The organism is Aeromonas sp. 600724 (assembly GCF_049175135.1).
GTDB lineage: Bacteria > Pseudomonadota > Gammaproteobacteria > Enterobacterales > Aeromonadaceae > Aeromonas > Aeromonas veronii_A.
The window spans coordinates 245087-263008 of the sequence record NZ_JAAKUM010000001.1 but is presented as its reverse complement, the minus strand read 5'-3'; the positions used below and the strand labels follow the sequence as shown (position 1 = coordinate 263008).

General features: G+C 62.3%; 18 protein-coding genes and 1 tRNA gene. 6 read left to right on the top strand and 13 right to left on the bottom strand.

Annotation, left to right across the window (positions count from 1 at the left end; genetic code table 11):
• The first annotated feature begins 88 nt into the window (after positions 1 to 88).
• Genes G5168_RS01155 through G5168_RS01135 form a run of 5 tightly spaced genes read left to right on the top strand, consistent with a single transcriptional unit; the run spans position 89 to position 4922 of the window.
• Positions 89 to 1699: an ABC transporter substrate-binding protein gene (locus tag G5168_RS01155; RefSeq protein ID WP_421235823.1), complete on the top strand. Its 1611-nt coding sequence runs from the start codon at positions 89 to 91 to the stop codon at positions 1697 to 1699.
• Positions 1684 to 2694 (top strand): ABC transporter permease, encoded by a 1011-nt coding sequence (locus G5168_RS01150; RefSeq protein WP_421251727.1) that lies wholly within the window; start codon positions 1684 to 1686, stop codon positions 2692 to 2694. The genes G5168_RS01155 and G5168_RS01150 overlap by 16 nt, the downstream gene beginning before the upstream one ends.
• On the top strand, positions 2684 to 3499 hold the full coding sequence (locus G5168_RS01145) for an ABC transporter permease (RefSeq protein ID WP_421251726.1): 816 nt from the start codon (positions 2684 to 2686) through the stop codon (positions 3497 to 3499). The genes G5168_RS01150 and G5168_RS01145 overlap by 11 nt, the downstream gene beginning before the upstream one ends.
• Positions 3493 to 4281, top strand: coding sequence for an ATP-binding cassette domain-containing protein (locus G5168_RS01140; protein WP_421230785.1), 789 nt, complete (start codon positions 3493 to 3495; stop codon positions 4279 to 4281). The genes G5168_RS01145 and G5168_RS01140 overlap by 7 nt, the downstream gene beginning before the upstream one ends.
• A complete protein-coding gene (locus G5168_RS01135) occupies positions 4281 to 4922 on the top strand; it encodes an ATP-binding cassette domain-containing protein (RefSeq protein ID WP_421251725.1) in 642 nt (213 codons plus the stop codon). Before G5168_RS01140 ends, G5168_RS01135 begins: the two co-directional genes overlap by 1 nt.
• A gap of 361 nt (positions 4923 to 5283) precedes the next feature.
• On the opposite strand, the gene hypB is transcribed toward G5168_RS01135, so the two are convergent.
• Positions 5284 to 6150 (bottom strand): hydrogenase nickel incorporation protein HypB, encoded by an 867-nt coding sequence (hypB, locus tag G5168_RS01130; protein ID WP_421251793.1) that lies wholly within the window; start codon positions 6148 to 6150, stop codon positions 5284 to 5286.
• Here hypB and G5168_RS01125 point away from each other — a divergent pair.
• Positions 6037 to 6393 (top strand): hypothetical protein, encoded by a 357-nt coding sequence (locus tag G5168_RS01125; protein ID WP_421249252.1) that lies wholly within the window; start codon positions 6037 to 6039, stop codon positions 6391 to 6393. The two genes, hypB and G5168_RS01125, sit on opposite strands and share 114 nt — an antisense overlap.
• Here the strand turns inward: G5168_RS01125 and hypA are convergent.
• The 12 genes from hypA to G5168_RS01065 form a co-directional block, all read right to left on the bottom strand.
• Positions 6371 to 6712 (bottom strand): hydrogenase maturation nickel metallochaperone HypA, encoded by a 342-nt coding sequence (gene hypA, locus G5168_RS01120; RefSeq protein WP_024944968.1) that lies wholly within the window; start codon positions 6710 to 6712, stop codon positions 6371 to 6373. The two genes, G5168_RS01125 and hypA, sit on opposite strands and share 23 nt — an antisense overlap.
• A gap of 69 nt (positions 6713 to 6781) precedes the next feature.
• Positions 6782 to 7786: a hydrogenase expression/formation protein HypE gene (hypE, locus tag G5168_RS01115; protein ID WP_216962479.1), complete on the bottom strand. Its 1005-nt coding sequence runs from the start codon at positions 7784 to 7786 to the stop codon at positions 6782 to 6784.
• Positions 7787 to 7871: 85 nt separating this feature from the next.
• Positions 7872 to 8984 carry a hydrogenase formation protein HypD gene (hypD, locus tag G5168_RS01110; protein ID WP_335841370.1) on the bottom strand — a complete coding sequence of 371 codons (1113 nt, stop codon included), beginning with the start codon at positions 8982 to 8984 and terminating at the stop codon, positions 7872 to 7874.
• Positions 8978 to 9229 carry a HypC/HybG/HupF family hydrogenase formation chaperone gene (locus G5168_RS01105; RefSeq protein WP_216962483.1) on the bottom strand — a complete coding sequence of 84 codons (252 nt, stop codon included), beginning with the start codon at positions 9227 to 9229 and terminating at the stop codon, positions 8978 to 8980. Before G5168_RS01105 ends, hypD begins: the two co-directional genes overlap by 7 nt.
• Positions 9230 to 9234: 5 nt before the next feature.
• Positions 9235 to 11661: a carbamoyltransferase HypF gene (hypF, locus tag G5168_RS01100; RefSeq protein WP_421251724.1), complete on the bottom strand. Its 2427-nt coding sequence runs from the start codon at positions 11659 to 11661 to the stop codon at positions 9235 to 9237.
• Positions 11658 to 13541 carry a selenocysteine-specific translation elongation factor gene (gene selB / locus G5168_RS01095; protein WP_421251723.1) on the bottom strand — a complete coding sequence of 628 codons (1884 nt, stop codon included), beginning with the start codon at positions 13539 to 13541 and terminating at the stop codon, positions 11658 to 11660. The genes hypF and selB overlap by 4 nt, the downstream gene beginning before the upstream one ends.
• A 4-nt stretch (positions 13542 to 13545) precedes the next feature.
• Positions 13546 to 15024: an L-seryl-tRNA(Sec) selenium transferase gene (gene selA, locus G5168_RS01090; RefSeq protein ID WP_421251722.1), complete on the bottom strand. Its 1479-nt coding sequence runs from the start codon at positions 15022 to 15024 to the stop codon at positions 13546 to 13548.
• Between the two features lie 314 nt (positions 15025 to 15338).
• Positions 15339 to 15430, bottom strand: a tRNA-Sec gene (locus G5168_RS01085).
• A gap of 213 nt (positions 15431 to 15643) precedes the next feature.
• Positions 15644 to 16135: a hydrogenase maturation peptidase HycI gene (gene hycI / locus G5168_RS01080; RefSeq protein ID WP_421251721.1), complete on the bottom strand. Its 492-nt coding sequence runs from the start codon at positions 16133 to 16135 to the stop codon at positions 15644 to 15646.
• Entirely contained in the window at positions 16135 to 16548 is a 414-nt protein-coding gene (locus tag G5168_RS01075; RefSeq protein WP_421251720.1) for a formate hydrogenlyase maturation HycH family protein, read from the bottom strand. The genes hycI and G5168_RS01075 overlap by 1 nt, the downstream gene beginning before the upstream one ends.
• A complete protein-coding gene (locus tag G5168_RS01070) occupies positions 16541 to 17356 on the bottom strand; it encodes an NADH-quinone oxidoreductase subunit B family protein (protein ID WP_421251719.1) in 816 nt (271 codons plus the stop codon). The genes G5168_RS01075 and G5168_RS01070 overlap by 8 nt, the downstream gene beginning before the upstream one ends.
• Complete coding sequence (locus G5168_RS01065) at positions 17356 to 17913, bottom strand: formate hydrogenlyase complex iron-sulfur subunit (RefSeq protein WP_005345227.1); 558 nt, start codon at positions 17911 to 17913, stop codon at positions 17356 to 17358. The genes G5168_RS01070 and G5168_RS01065 overlap by 1 nt, the downstream gene beginning before the upstream one ends.
• Positions 17914 to 17922: the final 9 nt, after the last annotated feature.

The following is a 17922-nucleotide window of genomic DNA, read 5'->3' as shown; positions in this document are numbered from 1 at the left end:
TTTGGCCCCTCACTCCCATGTTCAGACACGCATTCTGCCTCTTTTTTGAGTGATGATCCGTAAGTGGTACAAAACAAGAAGGATCCCCATGACTGTTCCACGCAATTCTCTTCGCCATTACGCCAGATCCAGCGCTACCGCTCTGTTGACCCTGCTGCTGGGCACCGCTTCTCACGCGGTGCTGGCCGCCGCCCAATCTGTGCCTGCCGAGCTCAAGCTCGCCATCGGAGCCGAACCCACCGAAGGGTTTGACCCTCTGCTTGGCTGGAGCCACGGCAGCTACCTGCTGCTGCACAGCCCGTTGCTCAAGCAGAACGCCGATCTCAGCTGGCAGAATGTGCTCACCCAATCGGTGACCCCGAGCAAGGATGGCAAGGAGTGGCTCATTACCCTCAAGCCTGACCTGAAATTCTCCAACGGCGCGCCGCTCACCGCCGAGGATGTGGCCTTTACCTACAACAGCGCCGCCAAGGGGGGCGGCAAGATCGACATGGGCAACTTTGTCTCGGCCAAGGTGCTCTCGCCCACCGAGGTGGCCATCACTCTTAGCGCCCCTCAGAGCACCTTCGTCAACGTGCTGGGATCTTTGGGGATAGTGTCGAAGCGGGATTACGACGCAAAAGCCTATGCCCAAAAGCCGGTCGGTGCCGGCCCCTACCGGTTGGTGAGCTTCCTGCCCGGGCAGCAACTGGTGGTGGAGGCGAACCCCTATTACGCTGGTGGCAACAATGACTTCAAACGGCTGGTCTTTGTCTTTATCGATGAAGAGAGCGCCTATGCTGCCGCCCAGAGCAGCCAGCTCGATGTGGTGCGCATTGCCCCGTCGCTGGCGCCCACCGTGCCTGCTTCCCTCAAGCTGTGGGTGCGGCCGAGTGTAGAGAACCGCGGCATCGTCTTCCCCATTCCTGCTGCTGGTAAAAAAGATGCCAAGGGTTATCCCATCGGCAACGACGTGACCTCGGATGTGGCGGTGCGCCGCGCCATCAACTACGCCATCGACCGCAAGCTGCTGGCCGATCAACTGCTGGAAGGGCACGCTATCCCCGCCTACAGCGCGGTAGAAGGCTTGCCCTGGCTAAACAAAGCCACCGCCTTCAAGGATGGAGATGCCGCCCACGCCAACGCCCTGCTCGACGAGGCGGGTTGGAAGATGGGCAGTGACGGCATTCGCCACAAGGGCGACCTGAGAGCCGCCTTTACCCTCTGGTACACCAGTGGCGACAGCACCCGCCGGGATCTGGCGGAAGCGGTGCGGGCCATGCTCAAACCCATCGGCCTCGAAGTGAGCCTCAAGTCCGGCAGCTGGGAGCAGGTGGAGCGGGAGATGCACGCCAATCCGGTGCTGATGGGGTGGGGGAGTCTGGATCCCATGGAGCTCTATCACCACTACCAGAGCGGCTCCGGTGGCGTGGAGTTCTACAACCCGGGCTACTACAGCAACCCTGTTGTGGATGGCCACCTCAAGCAGGCGCTGGATGCTCCGAACTGGCAGGCGGCCGTGCCGTTCTGGCAGCAGGTGGAGTGGGATGGCAAAACCGGCGCCGGGGTACAGGGGGATGCCGCCTGGGCCTGGCTGCTCAATGTGCAGCACACCTATCTCGCCAACCGTTGCATCGATCTTGGCAAGGGGGCGCCGGAAATCCACGGTAGCTGGTCCCTGCTCAACAACCTGCAGGATTGGCGGTGGACGTGCCGGTAAGTTCGCCCTTGAGTCATTCAGGTTATCTGTTGCTAAAAGCCCTGCTGCGTCTGGCAGGGCTGTTATGTCTGGTCTCGGTCGCCACCTTTGTGCTGCTGAGTTACTCCCCCATTGATCCCATCAAGGCCTATATCGGCAACGATCTGCTCCATGTGCCGCCAGAGCAATACGCCCGCATCGCCGCTCGCTGGGGGTTGGATCAGCCGCTCTGGCTGCGCTACTGGCACTGGTTTAGCCAGGTGCTGCAGGGGGATCTCGGTTACTCCATGCTCTACAACGCGCCTGTGGGTGAGGTCATAGGCCAGCGCTTTGCCGCCTCCTTCCTGCTGCTGGCGGGCGCCTGGCTGCTCTCCGGTTTTTTCGGGATTCTGCTGGGCCTCTGCGCCGGTCGCTATCTCAACCGCTGGCCCGATCGCCTGATTTGCCGTTTTGCCTACCTGCTCGCCTCCTTGCCCACCTTCTGGGTCGGCCTCTTGCTGCTCGCCCTGTTTGCGGTGCACTGGCCGCTACTGCCGGTCTGCTGCGCCTGGACGCCGGGCCTCTCCGCCGATGAGGCTGATTGGGCATTGCGAGCGCGCCATCTGTTGCTGCCGGTCACCACGCTCGCCCTGCTCGGACTGGGCAATATTGCGCTGCACACCCGGGGTCGGGTGGCCGAGGTGTTGGAGAGTGACTTTATCCGCTACGCCCGCGCTCAGGGGGATGGCGGCTGGCCCATGCTGCGTTTTCATGTGCTGCGCCATGCCCTGACCCCGGCGCTTTGCCTGCAGTTTGCCTCCCTTGGCGAGCTGATTGGCGGGTCGCTCTTGGCCGAGAAGGTCTTCTCCTATCCGGGGCTCGGCCAGGCCACCGTGGATGCGGGGCTGCGGGGGGATATTCCCCTGCTGATGGGAATCGTGCTTTTCTGCACCCTGCTGGTCTTTATTGGCAACACGGTGGCCAGTGTGCTGTTGGCCCGCATTAATCGGGGCTGGGAGGGCGAGCATGCTGTTTAATCCGCTTCCCTCCATACTGCGGCTGGGTTTTGCCCTGCTCGGATTGGCGATGCTGGCCACTTACGGCTGGAGCCTCTCTCATCAGGATGTGCCGATGGATCTGCTGGCGCGCCAGCAGCCCCCCTCGTTGGTGCACTGGTTCGGTACCGATCAGATGGGGCGGGATCTCTGGTTGCGGGCCTTTCAGGGCACCCTCACCAGTCTGGAGCTGGGGATCAGCACGGCCTTGTGCAGCGGCCTGCTGGCCATGGTGGCGGCCAGCCTCTCGCTGGTTCATCCCAGGTGCGATGCGGCGGTGCGGCTGGTGATCGACGCCATGCTGGCGCTGCCCCATATGCTGCTGCTGATCCTGATCTGCTTTACCGCAGGGGGCGGCATGCGCGGGGTGATCCTGGCGGTGGCGCTCACCCACTGGCCCAAGCTGGCGCTCATTCTCTGCGCCGAGGCGCGGCGCATCGCCAGCAGCGACTACGTGGTGCTGGCGCGCTGTCAGGGGATGGGAACGCTGCGCCGCTGGCGCACCCACCTGCTGCCGGGGCTGCTGCCCCAATGGTTTATCGGCACCCTGCTGATGTTCCCCCACGCGGTGCTGCACAGCGCCGCGCTGAGCTTTCTCGGCTTTGGCCTGGCGGCCCACGAGGCCTCGCTGGGCTTGCTGCTGGCCGATGCCCTGCGTTATCTGGCCGGTGGCGGTTGGTGGCTGGCGCTCTTCCCGGGGCTGATGTTGCTGCTGCTGGTTCTGCTATTTGATCAGGCTACCCGCGCCTTGCAACAGCTGTTGTGGCACAGGAGTGAACCATGCTGAGTTTTGATCAGGTGACCATAGAGGCGGCCCACTACTCCTGGCTGGGGCGGCGCAGCTGGCAGCCTTTGCTGACCGATATCAGCCTGCAACTGGCGCCGGGAGAGATAGTGGCGCTGGTGGGGGGGAGCGGCGAGGGCAAGAGCCTGCTGTTGCAAAGCGCCCTGACATTGCTGCCGGACAACCTGAGGATGCGCGGCAGCATCTCCCTCGATGGCTCGCCTCTGTGCGATGCCAGTAGGGCCCGTCTGCGCGGTCACACCCTCTGCTATGTGCCACAGGGGGTAAGCGCCCTCAATCCATTGCTGACGGTGGAGCGTCAGCTGGGACGGGCGGCACGCCTCTGCGGCCAGAGCGGTTCTCGCGAGCGGCTCGGCGAGCAGCTGCTGCGCTACCAGCTGCCCGCCACCACCCTGGACAGCTATCCGCGCCAGCTCTCCGGCGGCATGGCCAAGCGCATTCTGGCCTGCACAGCGGCCCTTGGCGGCGCCCGCTACATTCTGGCGGACGAGATCACCGCTTGGCTCGACGAGGGGCTGGCCTGCCAACTGCTCACCCAGTTGCGTGAATTGGCCAATCAGGGCAGCGGCATCCTCTGGGTGACCCACGATCTGGCGCTGGCGGCCCGCTTTGCCGATCGCATCGTGGCCCTGCATCAGGGCCAGGTGAGCGATACCTTGAGTTGTCACCATCTGCGCCAGGGGCAGGGGAGCGAGATGCTGCGCGCCCACTGGCAGGCGCTGCCGGAGTTCAATGCACTCTTCTCTGTGCCGGAGGTTTCCTGATGTTTGAAGTACGGGATTTCACCATCGCCCAGGGGGGACGCCCCCTCTGGCAGGGGTTGTCGCTGACGGTGAAAGCGGGCGAGCGGCTAGGGATATCTGCGCCAAGCGGCCATGGCAAGACCACCTTAGGGCGGGTATTGGCCGGTTGGCAACCGGTTCGGGCGGGCGGGCAGATCCTGCTGGATGGGCAGCCTGTGCCTGAACGGGTAAAAGGCTACAACCCCATCCAGCTGGTGCCCCAGCACCCCGAACTCACCTTCAATCCCTATCGCACCACCGGGCAGGCGCTGTGGGATGTATGGCGTCCCGATGACGCCATGCTGGCTCGCTTTATGGTCAAGCCTGCGTGGCTCAGTCGTAAACCCGGCCAGCTCTCCGGTGGCGAGCTGGCCCGCATCGCGCTGCTGCGTGCCCTAGATCCTCGCACTCGTCTGCTGATTGCCGATGAGGTGACTGCCCAGCTGGACCCGCAAGTTCAGCGCCAGCTCTGGCTGGAGTTGATGGTTGAATGCGAGCAGCGCGGGCTTGGTATGCTTGTCTTCAGCCACCAGCAGGCACTGCTGCGCCAGATCTGCTATCGGGTGCTGCGCTTTGGTGAGATGCAGCCCGTGACTGGTGTATTGGCTGAAAATGCGGCTTGAGGGTTAGTTCCCCCTCATCCCCAGCCCTTCTCCCGCAAGGGGAGAAGGGAGCAGACGGTGCCATCTCGCTAGGCTCGGGGTTTAGGGTTTGGAGAACCTTGGGGTTTGAAAATATGGCTGGTTGTTATGCTCGAAGCCGCCCCCTGAGGCGTTTGAGGGCGTCGTATAGTTGCAGCATGCTGTCGGCATTCACAAACCGATTCCCTCTACCTGGGGAGAGGGTCAGGGTGAGGGGACGCGAGTATGAGGCGCGGGCCATTCGGTATAGAGAGAGAACGCCTGATAAGGTTTGTAGATAAAGAGAGGGAGGTATCAGCCTCCCTCTCTTGTTTTCTACCGTTATCAGCGGCGTTTAACCGGTTCAGGCACTGGCCAGCCAGTTAAGCCAGGCATCCATCCCTTCGCCCGTGGTGGCGCTGACCTGGATCACCTGGATATAGGGGTTGACCCGTTTGGCGTTCTCGATGCAGCGGGCCACGTCAAAGCTGACGTAGGGCAGCAGATCGATCTTGTTGATCACCATCAGCTGGGCGGCGGCGAACATGTCCGGGTACTTGAGGGGCTTCTCTTCCCCCTCGGTGACGGAGAGGATCGCCACCTTGTACTTCTCGCCGAGATCGAAGCTGGCGGGGCAGACCAGATTGCCGACGTTCTCGATAAAGAGGATGCCCCCTTCATTGGCGGGCAGCTGGTGGCAGGCGTCGTGGACCATTTTGGCATCCAGATGGCAGCCCTTGCCGGTGTTGATCTGCACGGCAGGGACGCCGGTGGCGCGGATACGGTCCGCATCGGCGCTGGTTTGCTGATCCCCTTCGATCACCGCGCAGGGGCGCTTGTCTGCCAGCTGGCGCAGGGTTTCGCACAGCAAAGTGGTTTTGCCTGAACCTGGGCTAGAGACCAGGTTGAGCACCAGCTGGGCCGCCTCGTCGAAGTGTTCGCGGTTGTGGGCCGCCAGCGCGTTGTTCTTGGCCAGCACATCCATCTCGATGGCGATCAGCTGGCGCTGCCCCATACCTGGGACCGACAATCCCGCTTCCCCTTTGCCATAGTGCAGATCACCCTGCTGATGGTCATGGTCATGGTCATGGTCATGGTCATGGTCATGGCTGTGATCATGGGGATGCGCGCGGGAATGGCCGTGGTCATGAGAGTGGGCATGATCATGATGATGGTCGTGGGGGTGATCATGGTGGTGCTCATGGGGCTGATCATTCCCCTCATGGCTTATGGGTGCCCGCACCCCGTGGTAGTGGTGATGGACATCCCCCTGATGGTGATAGTGGTGGTGAATGATCAGTGTGCGCGGCGCACCCTGCTCTTGGTCATGATGGTGACGGGCATCATGAGCATGATGATGGTCGTGCTTATGATCATGTTCGTGATGATGCTCATGATCGTGCTCATGGCCGGCGATCCGCGCCTGGCCGCATCCGCATACGCTACACATATCAACTTACCTCGATGTCGGTGATGCGCAGGCTATCACCCTGCGCGACTCGTAATTTGTATCCGCCACACTCGGGGCAGGCCTGCCCGCGCTCGGTGAGGGTGACCGTCTGATTGCAGTCGTAACACCAGGCCTCTGCCGCCTGGTGTTGAAAGTGAAGCTGGGCCCCTTCGACGGCGGTGCCCTTGGCGGCAGCCTCGAAACAGAAGGCGATGGTGTCCGGGTCGACGCAGGAGAAGCTGCCGACCTCGAGCCAGAGGGCGGTCACCTTGGTAAAGCCCCGCTGGGTGGCCTGCTCGGCGGCCAGATCGATGGCGGCCATGGCCAGAGACATTTCGTGCATGGTGGCTCCTTAACCGATATGGGGAGGAGCAGTGACTCCTCCCTGTAATTGACGGAACGGCATGGCCGCTCAACAGATCCGCGGCAGCAGCTCCCCTTGCGGTAGCTCCAGATAGCGGCGGCTGCCCCAGGGGTTGTTGAGGATCACCTTGTGGCGCTCGCTCGCCTGCACCACGCCGATCTGGCTGGCAGCGGGGTTGAACTGCCGCAAGATGCCCAGCGCGTCCTGCGCCTGTTCGGCAGGCAGAGCCAGCACCATGGTTCCTTCATTGGCGAGATCATGGGGCTCGAAACCGTAGAGCTCGCACAGGCCGCGCACCGGATCGCACACCGGAATGGCGGACTCCTCCAGTTCGATGGCCACCTGGGAGGCGCTGCTCCACTCGTTGAGCACGGCGGCGAGGCCACCGCGGGTGGCATCGCGCAGGGCATGAGGGGTAATACCCGCTTTTAGCAGCGCTTCTACCTGCGGCCAGAGGGTGGTGCAGTCGCTCTTGAGATCAGATCCCAGTTGCAGGGCGTCACGAGCCATCAGGATGCAGGCGCCGTGGCTGCCGATATCCCGCGACACCAGAATGGCGTCACCGGCCTTGAGGTTGCGTACCGAGATGCCCCGGCTCTGCTCAGGCAGCGGGAAGGTGCCGACCCCGCTGGTGTTGATGAAGATCTTGTCGGCTGCTCCCTTGGGCACCACCTTGGTGTCGCCGCAGACGATGCGGGCGCCGCTCTTGGCAAGCTCCGCGGCCATCGACTCGACGATGCGGGCGAGATCGGCGTAGGGGAGCCCCTCCTCGATGATAAAGCTGGCGCTCAGATACTCGGGCTTGGCCCCCATCATGGCGAGATCGTTGACTGTACCGGCGATGGCCAGCTTGCCGATATCACCCCCCTCGAAGAAGAGCGGCGAGACGGTAAAGCTGTCGGTGGTGAAGGCGACGGGGCCGTTTACCGGCAGCAGAGCGGCATCTTCACCGCGCAGCAGGATCTCGTTGCCAAAGTGGCGAAAGAAGAGCTGGTTGATCAGCTGATTCATCTCGACACCGCCGCCGCCGTGGCTAAGTTGGATTTCTCTCATCGTGATTGGATCTCCACAAGATTGCAGAAACAGGCTGGTTCATCTCTCCTCATCACCCGACCGCCGTGGCTTAACTGAATTTCTCTCATTGGATCCCCATATATCGGTAGTAGGCATTGCAGGCCCCTTCGGAGCTAACCATACAGCTGCCCATGGGCTGGGTCGGGGTGCAGCCCCGGCCAAAGACTTTGCACTGGTTCGGTTTGGCCAGGCCGCGCAGGATATCGGCGCACTGGCACGCCTTGTGGTCATCGATGGGGGTCTGATTGAGCGCAAAGTGGCGCTCCGCATCGCGCTTGGCGAAGACATCCCGCAGGCGCAGGGCGGAGGCGTTGATATCGCCAAGACCTCGCCAGCGAAAATGCTCGCGGGTCTCGAAAAAGCGCTCGACCAGCCGCTGGGCGGCTTTATTGCCGCTGGCAGTGACGGCGCGGCTGTACTGCACCTCCAGCGCGTAGCGACCCTCAACCTTCTGGCGCACCATCATCAAGAGCGCCTCCATCACATCCACCGGCTCGAAGCCGCTCACCACCACAGGTACCTGATAGCGTTCGACGATAGGCAGGTAGATATCGGCGCCTGTGATGACGCTGACGTGGGAAGGGCCGATAAAGGCGTTCACCTTGGCCACACCGTCGGCCATCACAGCATGAATGGCGGGGGGCACCAGCACATGGTTGATATGAAACAGCAGATTCTCGACCCCTTGCTCTTCAGCAGCAGCCAGCAAGGCGGCGGTCATGGGGGTAGAGGTCTCGAAACCGATGGCGAAGAAGACCACGGTCTTTTCCGGGTTCTCTTTGGCGATACGCAGGGCATCGAGGGGGTCATAGACGGGGCGGATATCGCTCCCCTTGGCTCGCTGCTGGGCCAGCGTGCCTTTGGATCCAGGCACCCGGATCATGTCCCCCAGGGTGACCAGAATGACGTTCGGTTGGCGAGCCAGCTCGATAGCCTGATCGATGCGCTCTTTGGGCATGATGCAGACCGGGCAGCCGGGACCGTGGACAAACTCGATGCTGGCCGGCAGCAGCTGGTGCAGGCCGTACTTCATGATTGTGTGGGTATGGCCGCCGCACACCTCCATCACCCGCAGCGGTTCGGGCAGATCTTTGGCCAGCTCGGTGATCTGGGTTGCGAGGGCGCGGATGACGTCGGGCTGACGAAAGCCCTGAAAGAGATCATTGAGGGTCAGCATGGCAAGATATCCTGTTTGGGCATCAGGGCCACCATCTGGCGGAAGCTCTCGAGGCTGGCCTGCGCCTCCTCTTCGTCAATCTTGCTCATCACAAAGCCGATGTGGAGCAGCACATAGTCGCCCTCCTGGAGAGGCTCTTCGAGCAGCATGCAACTGACGCGCCGCTGCACCCCCAGGGTGTCGACGGTGACGCAGTTATCTTCGGGGTGCAGTTGCACCACCTGAGAGGGGATGGATAGACACATGGATTTCAGGACTCCGACAAGGTGGCACAACCGGTTGTGACAGGCTGGTGCGTGGCAAGATGGTGGATGGCAAACCAGAGCTGACCGGCGGCGATGCCACCGTCATTGAGTGGCAGGGTTTCGCTGGTCAATACCTGCCGGCCGGCTGCTTCGAGCGCGGGCACCAGCTGGTCCATCAGCACCCGGTTTTGAAAGACGCCGCCCCCGAGTACCACCGGATAGCCGGGGAAGCGCTCGGCAAGGGCGATGACCAGAGCGCTGATGGCGCGGATAAAACCGGCGGCCAGGCTGGCGGTGGAGGTGCCTTTATGCCGCTCGCTGACAAGGGTATTGATGAGCTCTGCCCATTGGATCTGCAGCGGCCCTTCCGCTGATTGGCTGAGATCAAAGGCAAGGGATAAGGGCTGTTCATCGGGGGCCAGCTGCAAGGCGGCCGCCTCCAGCAGGAGTCCCGCTTCGCCCTCGTAATCCGGGGTGTTGATCACCCCCAAGAGTGCCGCTACCGCATCGAACAGCCGGCCGATGGCGCTGGTGTAGGGGGCGTTGCGACCCAGCTGCCAGAGCTGGTGCAGGTTGCGGATCCGCTCTATAGGCAGTTGCTTGATCAACGGAATATCGAGGGCGCTGATCTGCTCAGGAGTGTGCGATTCAAACAGTAGCCCCAGCAACTGACGTACCGGCTCGCGGATGGCCGCCTCGCCGCCGATCAGCTTGAAGGGTTTGAGGTGGGCAACGCGAGTAAAGCTCTGAACGTCTGCGATCAGCAGCTCGCCCCCCCAGAGGGTGCCGTCATCCCCAAGGCCGGTGCCATCGAAGGCAACACCCAGCACCGGGCCCGTGATGTTGTGCTCGGCCATCACCCCCAGCAGGTGGGCGTGATGGTGTTGCACCTCGAGATGGGTGGCACCCTGAGCCTGGCAATAGTATTTGGCCCACTGGTGGCTGAGATAGCCCGGGTGGCGATCCGACACCAGCAGTTCTGGCTTGAGATCGTAGAGTTCGCGAAAGGTGGCCAGGGTCTGCTCGAAGTGCTCCTGCATTGGCAGGCTGTGCAGATCGCCGATATAGGGGCTGTAGATGCGCTGGCGGCCGAAGGCGAGCGCCAGCTGGTTCTTCTGCTGCGCCCCGACCGCCAGCAGCGGCGCCTTGACCGCCTCTTGCAGGCTGGGGGTGCAGGGGGCATAGCCCCGGGCGAGGCGCAACGTCTGGCGCCGCCCGCCTGCCCACTGCACCAGACTGTCGTCGCACGGGTGCAGGATGGGGCGATTGTGATCCAGGATGCCGTCAATCTCGCTGCCGAGTTCCCTTACTACTGCCTCACAGTCGATCAGGATCGGGCTGCCGCGACCATTGGCGCTGGTGGCCACCAGCGGCATGGCACAGGCGTCCAGCAGCAGCTGATGGAGCGGGGTATAGGGGAGCATGATGCCAAGGTAGGGGATGCTGGGGGCGATCCCCTCGGCCAGCGGTATGGCCGAGTGTCGGGATTCTGAGAGCCGATCATCATTTTTGCGCTTGCGCAGCAAGGTGATGGGTCTGGCCTGAGAGGTGAGCAGCTTCCACTCTGCCTCGCAGCCGGTGACATGCAGTTTGGCCTCGGCAAGGGAGCCCATCATCACCGCCAGCGGCTTGCGCGCGCGCCGTTTGAGCGTTCGCAATCTGGCCACACTCCGTTCATTGCGGGCATCGCATATCAGGTGATAACCCCCCATCCCCTTGACCGCAATCAGGGCTCCCGCTTGCAGGGCGCGGGCGGCTTCGAGCAGGGCATCCTCGCGCTCGGCCAGGGCATCGCCGCGACCGCTGCGCCAGGTCAGATGCGGCCCGCACTCGGGGCAGCTCACCGGCTGGGCGTGGTAGCGTCTGTCCAGCGGGTTTTCATAGGCCGCCGCGCAGCGCGGACACATGGCAAAGCCGGCCATGGCGGTGTGGGGGCGGTCGTAGGGGAGGCGGCGGATAATGGTGTAGCGCGGACCGCAGTGGGTGCAGTTGGTAAAGGGGTAGTGGTGGTGGCGATCTTTGGGGTTGGCCACATCGTTGGCGCACGCCTCGCACATCCCCTGATCCGGCGAGATGGCGACCGTGGCGGCGCTCTGCTGCTGGCTGGCTTTGATATGAAAGGCGCCGTTGTAGTCGGGATCATGAGCGAAGGGCAGTTCCCGTTCGCTGAAATGATCGATACGGCTCAGCGGTGGTGCCAGTTCCCGCAGTTCGCGGGCAAAGCTAGCGAGCTGCTCGGGCGATCCTTCGGCGCCGATAGTGACGCCATTGGCATCGTTCAAGACATAACCGGCAAGGCCGTGGCGCAGTGCCAGTCCATAGACGAAGGGGCGAAAGCCGACCCCCTGCACGATACCGTCGATATGAAATTCGCGGCGCAGCCTGTTGGTCACAGGATTGGCAGAGCCAGAGGGGGCAATGGTGGCGCTCATGCCGGCTCCATCTCATCTTGAGTGGCTGGCAAACGCAGCACCCGGCGCTCGTTCTCCTCGCGCCGCACCCAGCCATCCATCTCCATGCGCAGGCAGAACGGAATGGCGTATTTGCGCGACAAGCCGGTGATCTCCTTGAAGGATGCCATGTCGATCAGATCTCCCACCTGATGGCCCGCCAGCACGGCGGCGACCATCTGGTTGTAAAGGGCGGCGTCGTAGTAGATGGGGCCATCGAGCTGCACCAGATACTTGAGTCGCGCCAGGTTGCGAAGCTGCTTTTGCAGGGCACCTTTTTGCTGCAAGGCCTGCTGCAGGGCCGCGGGCAGCTTGCGGGTGATAAAGGGATCCAGCGCCACGCCGCCGGGGCCCAGTTTACCGGGCTCGTACCCCTCCTTGCCTTGATCTCGCACCACCTTGAGCACCAGCTGTGCCTCTTCTCCCAGATCATCTTCCGACTCGCCGCTGCCCGGCTGCCACTTGTCATGGTGCAGGCGGATTAGCTGCTCGCTCTTGAGCTGCTGGAGCAGGGCTTGCATGACCGGCAGGGCGATACCAAAGCGGGTCGTGAGCTCCGCAGCGCTGAGCGGTTCGCTGGCCAGGGTGGCCAGCAACTGGTCGCGGCGCTGGGCCAGCCAGCAGCTATCCAGTAGCCAGTCACCGAGAGGGGTGACCTGTTCGGGCCGCTGGTCAAAGCGGCTGGCCAGCACATAGCCATTGAGCCCCAGCTGCAGGGTGGCCGGGTTGTAGTGATCGAGCTCATCTGGCAGCTCGCCCAGCAGGGCGTGCAGCGCCTTGCGTCTGGCGGGATGGATGTCGCCGCACCAGACGATGCGGGCGCCGTGCAGCAGTTCGCTGCTGCCGTGGCGAATGATGGCGAGTGGCTGGCCGAAGAAGCAGGGGATGGGGCTGGCAAAGATCAGCCGCGCAAGCCGGGTCTCTTTTATCGGTACAAAGCGCGCACGGCCATGCCAGCTGCCAAGGGCCACCTCGATCTCCTGCGTGCGTAGCGCCTTGCCGCTCAGGCTCTCGGCGTTGAGTCGCACGATAAGGTGGGTCGCCGCCTCGCACTGGCCGACAGTGCTGGTAAGACAGTGACCGCGTGCCACCTCCTTGTGAGGCACTTTTTTAAGGCCCACCGCCACCCGGCAGACGGCGCCGATCTCGTCGACGCTCTGGTGATAGGCCTGCAGGGAGCGCACCTGCACCTCCCGATCGGTGGGGTAGAGGCGCAGCTTGTCCCCCACCTTGAGGCTGCCCTGCTGCAGGGTGCCGGTGAGCACGGTACCGGTGCCGTTGGCGGTAAAGACCCTGTCTACATACAGTCGCGGGGCGGCCTGTTCGCGGGGGGCATGATGCTCGGCCATATCCCCCAAATGGCGCACGATGGCGGTGTGCAGGGCGGCCATATTGGCGCCGGTCTTGGCACTGACGCTGACGATATCGGGCACCATGCCACTCTCGTCCATTACCCGCTCCAGCAGGCTCTCCTCCAACAGCAAAAGCTCGTCGGGGGAGACCAGATCGCACTTGTTGATGCAGACCAAGAGACGCGGCACCCCCATCGCCTTGAGCAGGCGCAGGTGATCGCCGGTCATCGGCATCCACCCCTCGTCGGCGGCGATGACCAGCAGCACCAGATCCAGACTCCAGAGCCCCGCCACCATATTGCGGATATAGCGCTCGTGGCCGGGCACGTCGATGACGCCTATGGTGTTGCCCTGACCGTCGTCGAAGTGGGCAAAGCCGAGATCCTGAGTCATGCCGATGGCCTGCTCATGGGCGCGGGCCGTGGTGATGCCGGTGAGGGCCTTGATCAGCAGGGTCTTGCCGTGATCCACGTGGCCGGCAAGACCGATAACGGCGCGATAGGGGGTCATGGGATCAGGACTCCTCGGTTGCATTTGTTGCATTGAACGGGGCGGGCAGTAGCAACTCCCTGAGTTGGGCGATCAGCAGTTCCATCTCGGTCGGCAGCAGGGTCGCCATATTGAGCAGCACCTTCTGCTGGCGCACGGTGGCGATGACCGGCACCGGCAGTTCGCGCAGGGCGTCGAGCAACTGCTGGGCCGGACGCGGGTCGGTGCACTCCAGCGCAGGGGCCGGGTAGAACTCGTCCGGCAAGGTGCCGCCGCCCACCACCAACTGGGCGGGGACCGGCACAAAGCAGCCGGGCAGGGCGGCCATCAGTCGGGAGGCTCTCGCCTGCATGGCTGCCGGGTTGCTCAAGGTACGCTGGGCGATACCCTCGCCGATGGGGGATTTGTTGAGCTTGTGGATGAGCAGACGTTCGAGCAGGGAGTAGACGATGCGGCTCGGGCGGAAGGTACGCATCATGGGGTGTTTTTCCAGCCGCTTGATAAGGTCGCTGCGGCCACTGATGATGCCCGATTGCGGGCCCCCCAAGAGCTTGTCACCGGAGTAGCAGACCAGATCCGCCCCCGCCTTGATGTACTGCCGTACCGAGGTTTCATCCGGTGCAAACTCTTCGGTGGTCAAGCCCGACCCCTGATCCACCGCCAGCACTACATGTTCGGGCAGGGCGCGGGCCACCTCGCCGATATCGGGGGACTCGGTAAAGCCGCGAATGGCGAAATTGGATCTGTGCACCATCAGCACCAGCGCGGTCTGATCGGTGATGGCATCGAGGTAATCTTTGGCGGTAGTGATATTGGTGGTGCCCACCTCCACCAGTTTGGCGCCGGAGAGCGCCAGAATATCGGGGATGCGAAAGCCGCCACCAATCTGGATCTGCTCGCCGCGCGAGACGATCACCTCGCGCCCCTTGGCCACCTCCTGCAGCAGCAAAAAGAGCGAGGCGGCGTTGTTGTTGACCACCAGCGAATCCTCGGCCTGGGTGAGGCAATGGAGCAGGGGAGCGATCAGCCCCTTGCGCCCGCCGCGTTTGCCGGTGGCGAGATCCAGCTCCAGATTGTTGTAGCCGGTGTTGAGGTCACGCACCTCGTCCCACAGATCGGCACTTAACGGCGAACGCCCCAAATTGGTATGCACCAGGGTGCCGGTGGCGTTGATCACCCGGGTTTGACGCTGGCGCAACTGCTGTTGGCAGCGTTTGGCAATCAGCGCCTCGATCTGCCCGGGGGCGACGCCGTGCTGGCGAAAATCTTCGCTCTGGCGCAGCTCGCTCAGGGTGTCGCGCACCGCCTGGGTCACCAGCGGGCGGCTCAGCGCCTCGATAAACCCGGCGAGAAAAGGTTGCTGCAGCAGCTGTTCCACTTGGGGCAGACGGCGGGTTGGTTGCTGGCCGGGCTGTTGCTGATAATCTGGCAGTGAATCGTCGGCAGCCGTACCTGATGCGGGCTGGCGATGGGGGATGGCTGGCGCGTGAGACGAGTTCGGCATGGGATTACCAGTGCTGTGCGTGGGTTCGGGATGCGCACCGGTTTGCCGATAGAGAGGCCGAGCTGACGGGTTATGGCACTGCTGGCGATTTGCGGATGAGTGCAAACTGGATGCATAAATGAGCGGGTATAAATTAATGCTGCATCGATGCTGATAAATTAATTTTTGGCCAGCGAGATAACCTGAGTTCGGATTATATTGGCAAGCGGCAAGCACCTTTTTTAAGGTATTACTTCAAACATATTGAACAAACAATGGAAATAACATCCAGGCCGAAGAATTCAGCGAGAGAGTATTTGTTCAATAGATGAATTTGGCGGAAGAGGCAGGAATCGAACCTGCCAAAGCCTTCTCGGCTCACATCGGTTTTGAAGACCGAGGAGGCCACCAGACCCCATCAACTTCCGCAACGGTCGCCATTTTGTGGCAAATTTCTGTGACTGGCAACGCTTTTTTTGTCATAAAAAAGCGAGAGTTAGCGATTTTTTGAAAAAATCAAAGAACCTTGTTTTATATCAAGCTCAGCACAATTAGCCCGATGTTTTTAATTTAACATCGGGCCTCGATCACATTGCCGGAACCGTCGGTCAATAACGGTCGTTAACAACTCGATAAATAATCACCGGTTGGCGTTGGCAATATTCCACTGATCCAGTTTATCTATTAACAGACTGGTGTCACTGGCGGCATCAAGATGCTGATAAAGATAATCCAACGCCTCGCTCACCATCTCGGTCATCGGGAAGGAGAACGCCACGATGGCCGGTTGTACCCCGACAAAGATCACCTCGGGGACAAAGGTCTTGAGCTCGTCGATCAGGAAATTGAGCGGCATATTGTGGGTCGAGAAGATAAACATCTCGGCGATGGTCTCGGGGGGGATCACCTGCAGGGTGCCCGCCTTCTCGCCGATCTCGGCGGCATCCACCAGCACTACCCGCTCCGGTTGCAGCTCCCGCACCTTGTAGACCACATTTTCCGGCGCGATGCCGCCGTCGATATGGATCCAGCCGGGCAGGGGGGCGGCCTGCAGCTTGTCGGCGAGATAGGGGCCGGCACCGTCGTCCCCCATCATGGCATTGCCCACGGTCAACACGAGATTGCAGCCCATCAGCGGCTCCTTACCATCAGGTACATATGGGGGTCGTTAAAGAGGGCGGTGAGCTGATCCATAAAGGTGTTGGTCCAGCCCTGCTCCTGCTCATCGAGTAGATTGTCGGCTTTGCGCAGTCGGTCGAAGGCGCAGGCCAGCATATGGCAGTGCTCGCGATAGATGGTGATCTCGCCAAAGGTGAGAAATCCCTCCATCTTGCGGCGCGCTTCACTTCCCTCTGGCAGCTTGGCTACCCAGTCGCGATAACCGGTCAGCGAGCAGACCAGGTCTGCTCGCAGGCAATCGACGATGCCGAGGTGGTGGCCGATGGCGAGGCTGTAGTACATCACCTCCCTGGCCTCTTCCGGCACGTCGAACTGCTCGTCGACGAACTTGCGCGACAGGCGGTAGAAGAAAACCTCGTCAGCCATGCACCGCCTCTCCCTTGCCGGCCGCCCGGTTGAGGCAGGCGTTTGCGAGGTTGTTGACGATCTCCGAGAGGCGCGGATCGTCGTGCTGATCGAGGTAGCTCTGGATGCGCAGATCCACATCCTGCTGGGTCGCCCCTTCGAGCAGGGCCATGAATTCGTCTGCGATGATCCGCCCCTGCCGATAACCGGCCATGCGGCGCGCTTCGCGCTCGATCATCACCCGAATTTCATTGGGAATGCCGGTGTGGCGCAGCTCGACCCGCTCACCCGGTTGCACCTCGTGGCTGGTGGCTTTGAGTTTTTGCTCAAGCAGACCGAGCGCCACGGCAAAGCCGTAGATGGTGGCCGCCGGTGTCGGAGGGCAGCCGGGGATATAGACATCCACCGGCACTATCTTGTCGGTGCCGCCCCAGACGCAGTAGAGATCGTGGAAGATGCCACCGTCACAGCCGCAGGCGCCGTAGGCGATGCAGATCTTGGGATCGGGCGCCGCCTCGTAGGCGCGCAGGGCTGGTACCCGCATCGCCCGGGTTACCGCGCCGGTAAAGAGCAGGATGTCGGCGTGGCGGGGGGAGGTGACCACCTTGATGCCGAAACGCTCGGCATCGAACAGCGGGGTGATGGTGGCGAAGATCTCGATTTCGCAGGCGTTGCAGCCGCCGCAATCGACCCGGTAGACATAGGCCGAGCGGCGAATGTCCTTGAGCAGGGTCTTCTTGAGTTTGGTGATCTCGGGATCCTGTGCCAGCGGCACGGCGCGGGTATGGGCATGGCCGACAACCGGTTCTATGCCTTTGATCTTGCTCATCACATCCACTCCTTTTGTGCGGCCATCGGTGTGGCTATCGGTGTGATCAGGGCCGAGTCAGGCTGGCTCAGCATGCTCTGTTTTCGTTTGCAGTCGGGGCAGTGGTGCAGCCGCTCCGGGGTGGCCAGCGGCGTGCCAGCTTGCTTGAGGGTGTCCTCCACCAGTGCCACCAGCTTGCTCGGGGCAAAGTAGGTGCCGCACAGGGTGCAGGGGGCCAGCGCGAAGCGGGCCTCCTCATAAAGGTCCGCCTTGTTGGTCACCGCCAGTTCGAACTCGGGGGAGAGGGCGATGGCGCGGGTCGGGCAGACCTCCTCGCAGCGGCCGCAGAAGATGCAGCGCGCCATGGAGATCTCCCAGCGCCGTTCGCCGGTCTCCATATCCACTTCCATCACCAGCGCATTGGCCGGGCAGGCCTTGGTGCAGGCGGCGCAGGCGATGCACTGATCCGCCTGATATTTGGGTTTGCCGCGAAAATCCCGGTTCACCTCGTATGGGGCGAAGGGGTACTTGGCGGTCGGGGTGCCAGCCTTGAGGATGGTCTTGAACAGCTTGATCATGATGACCCC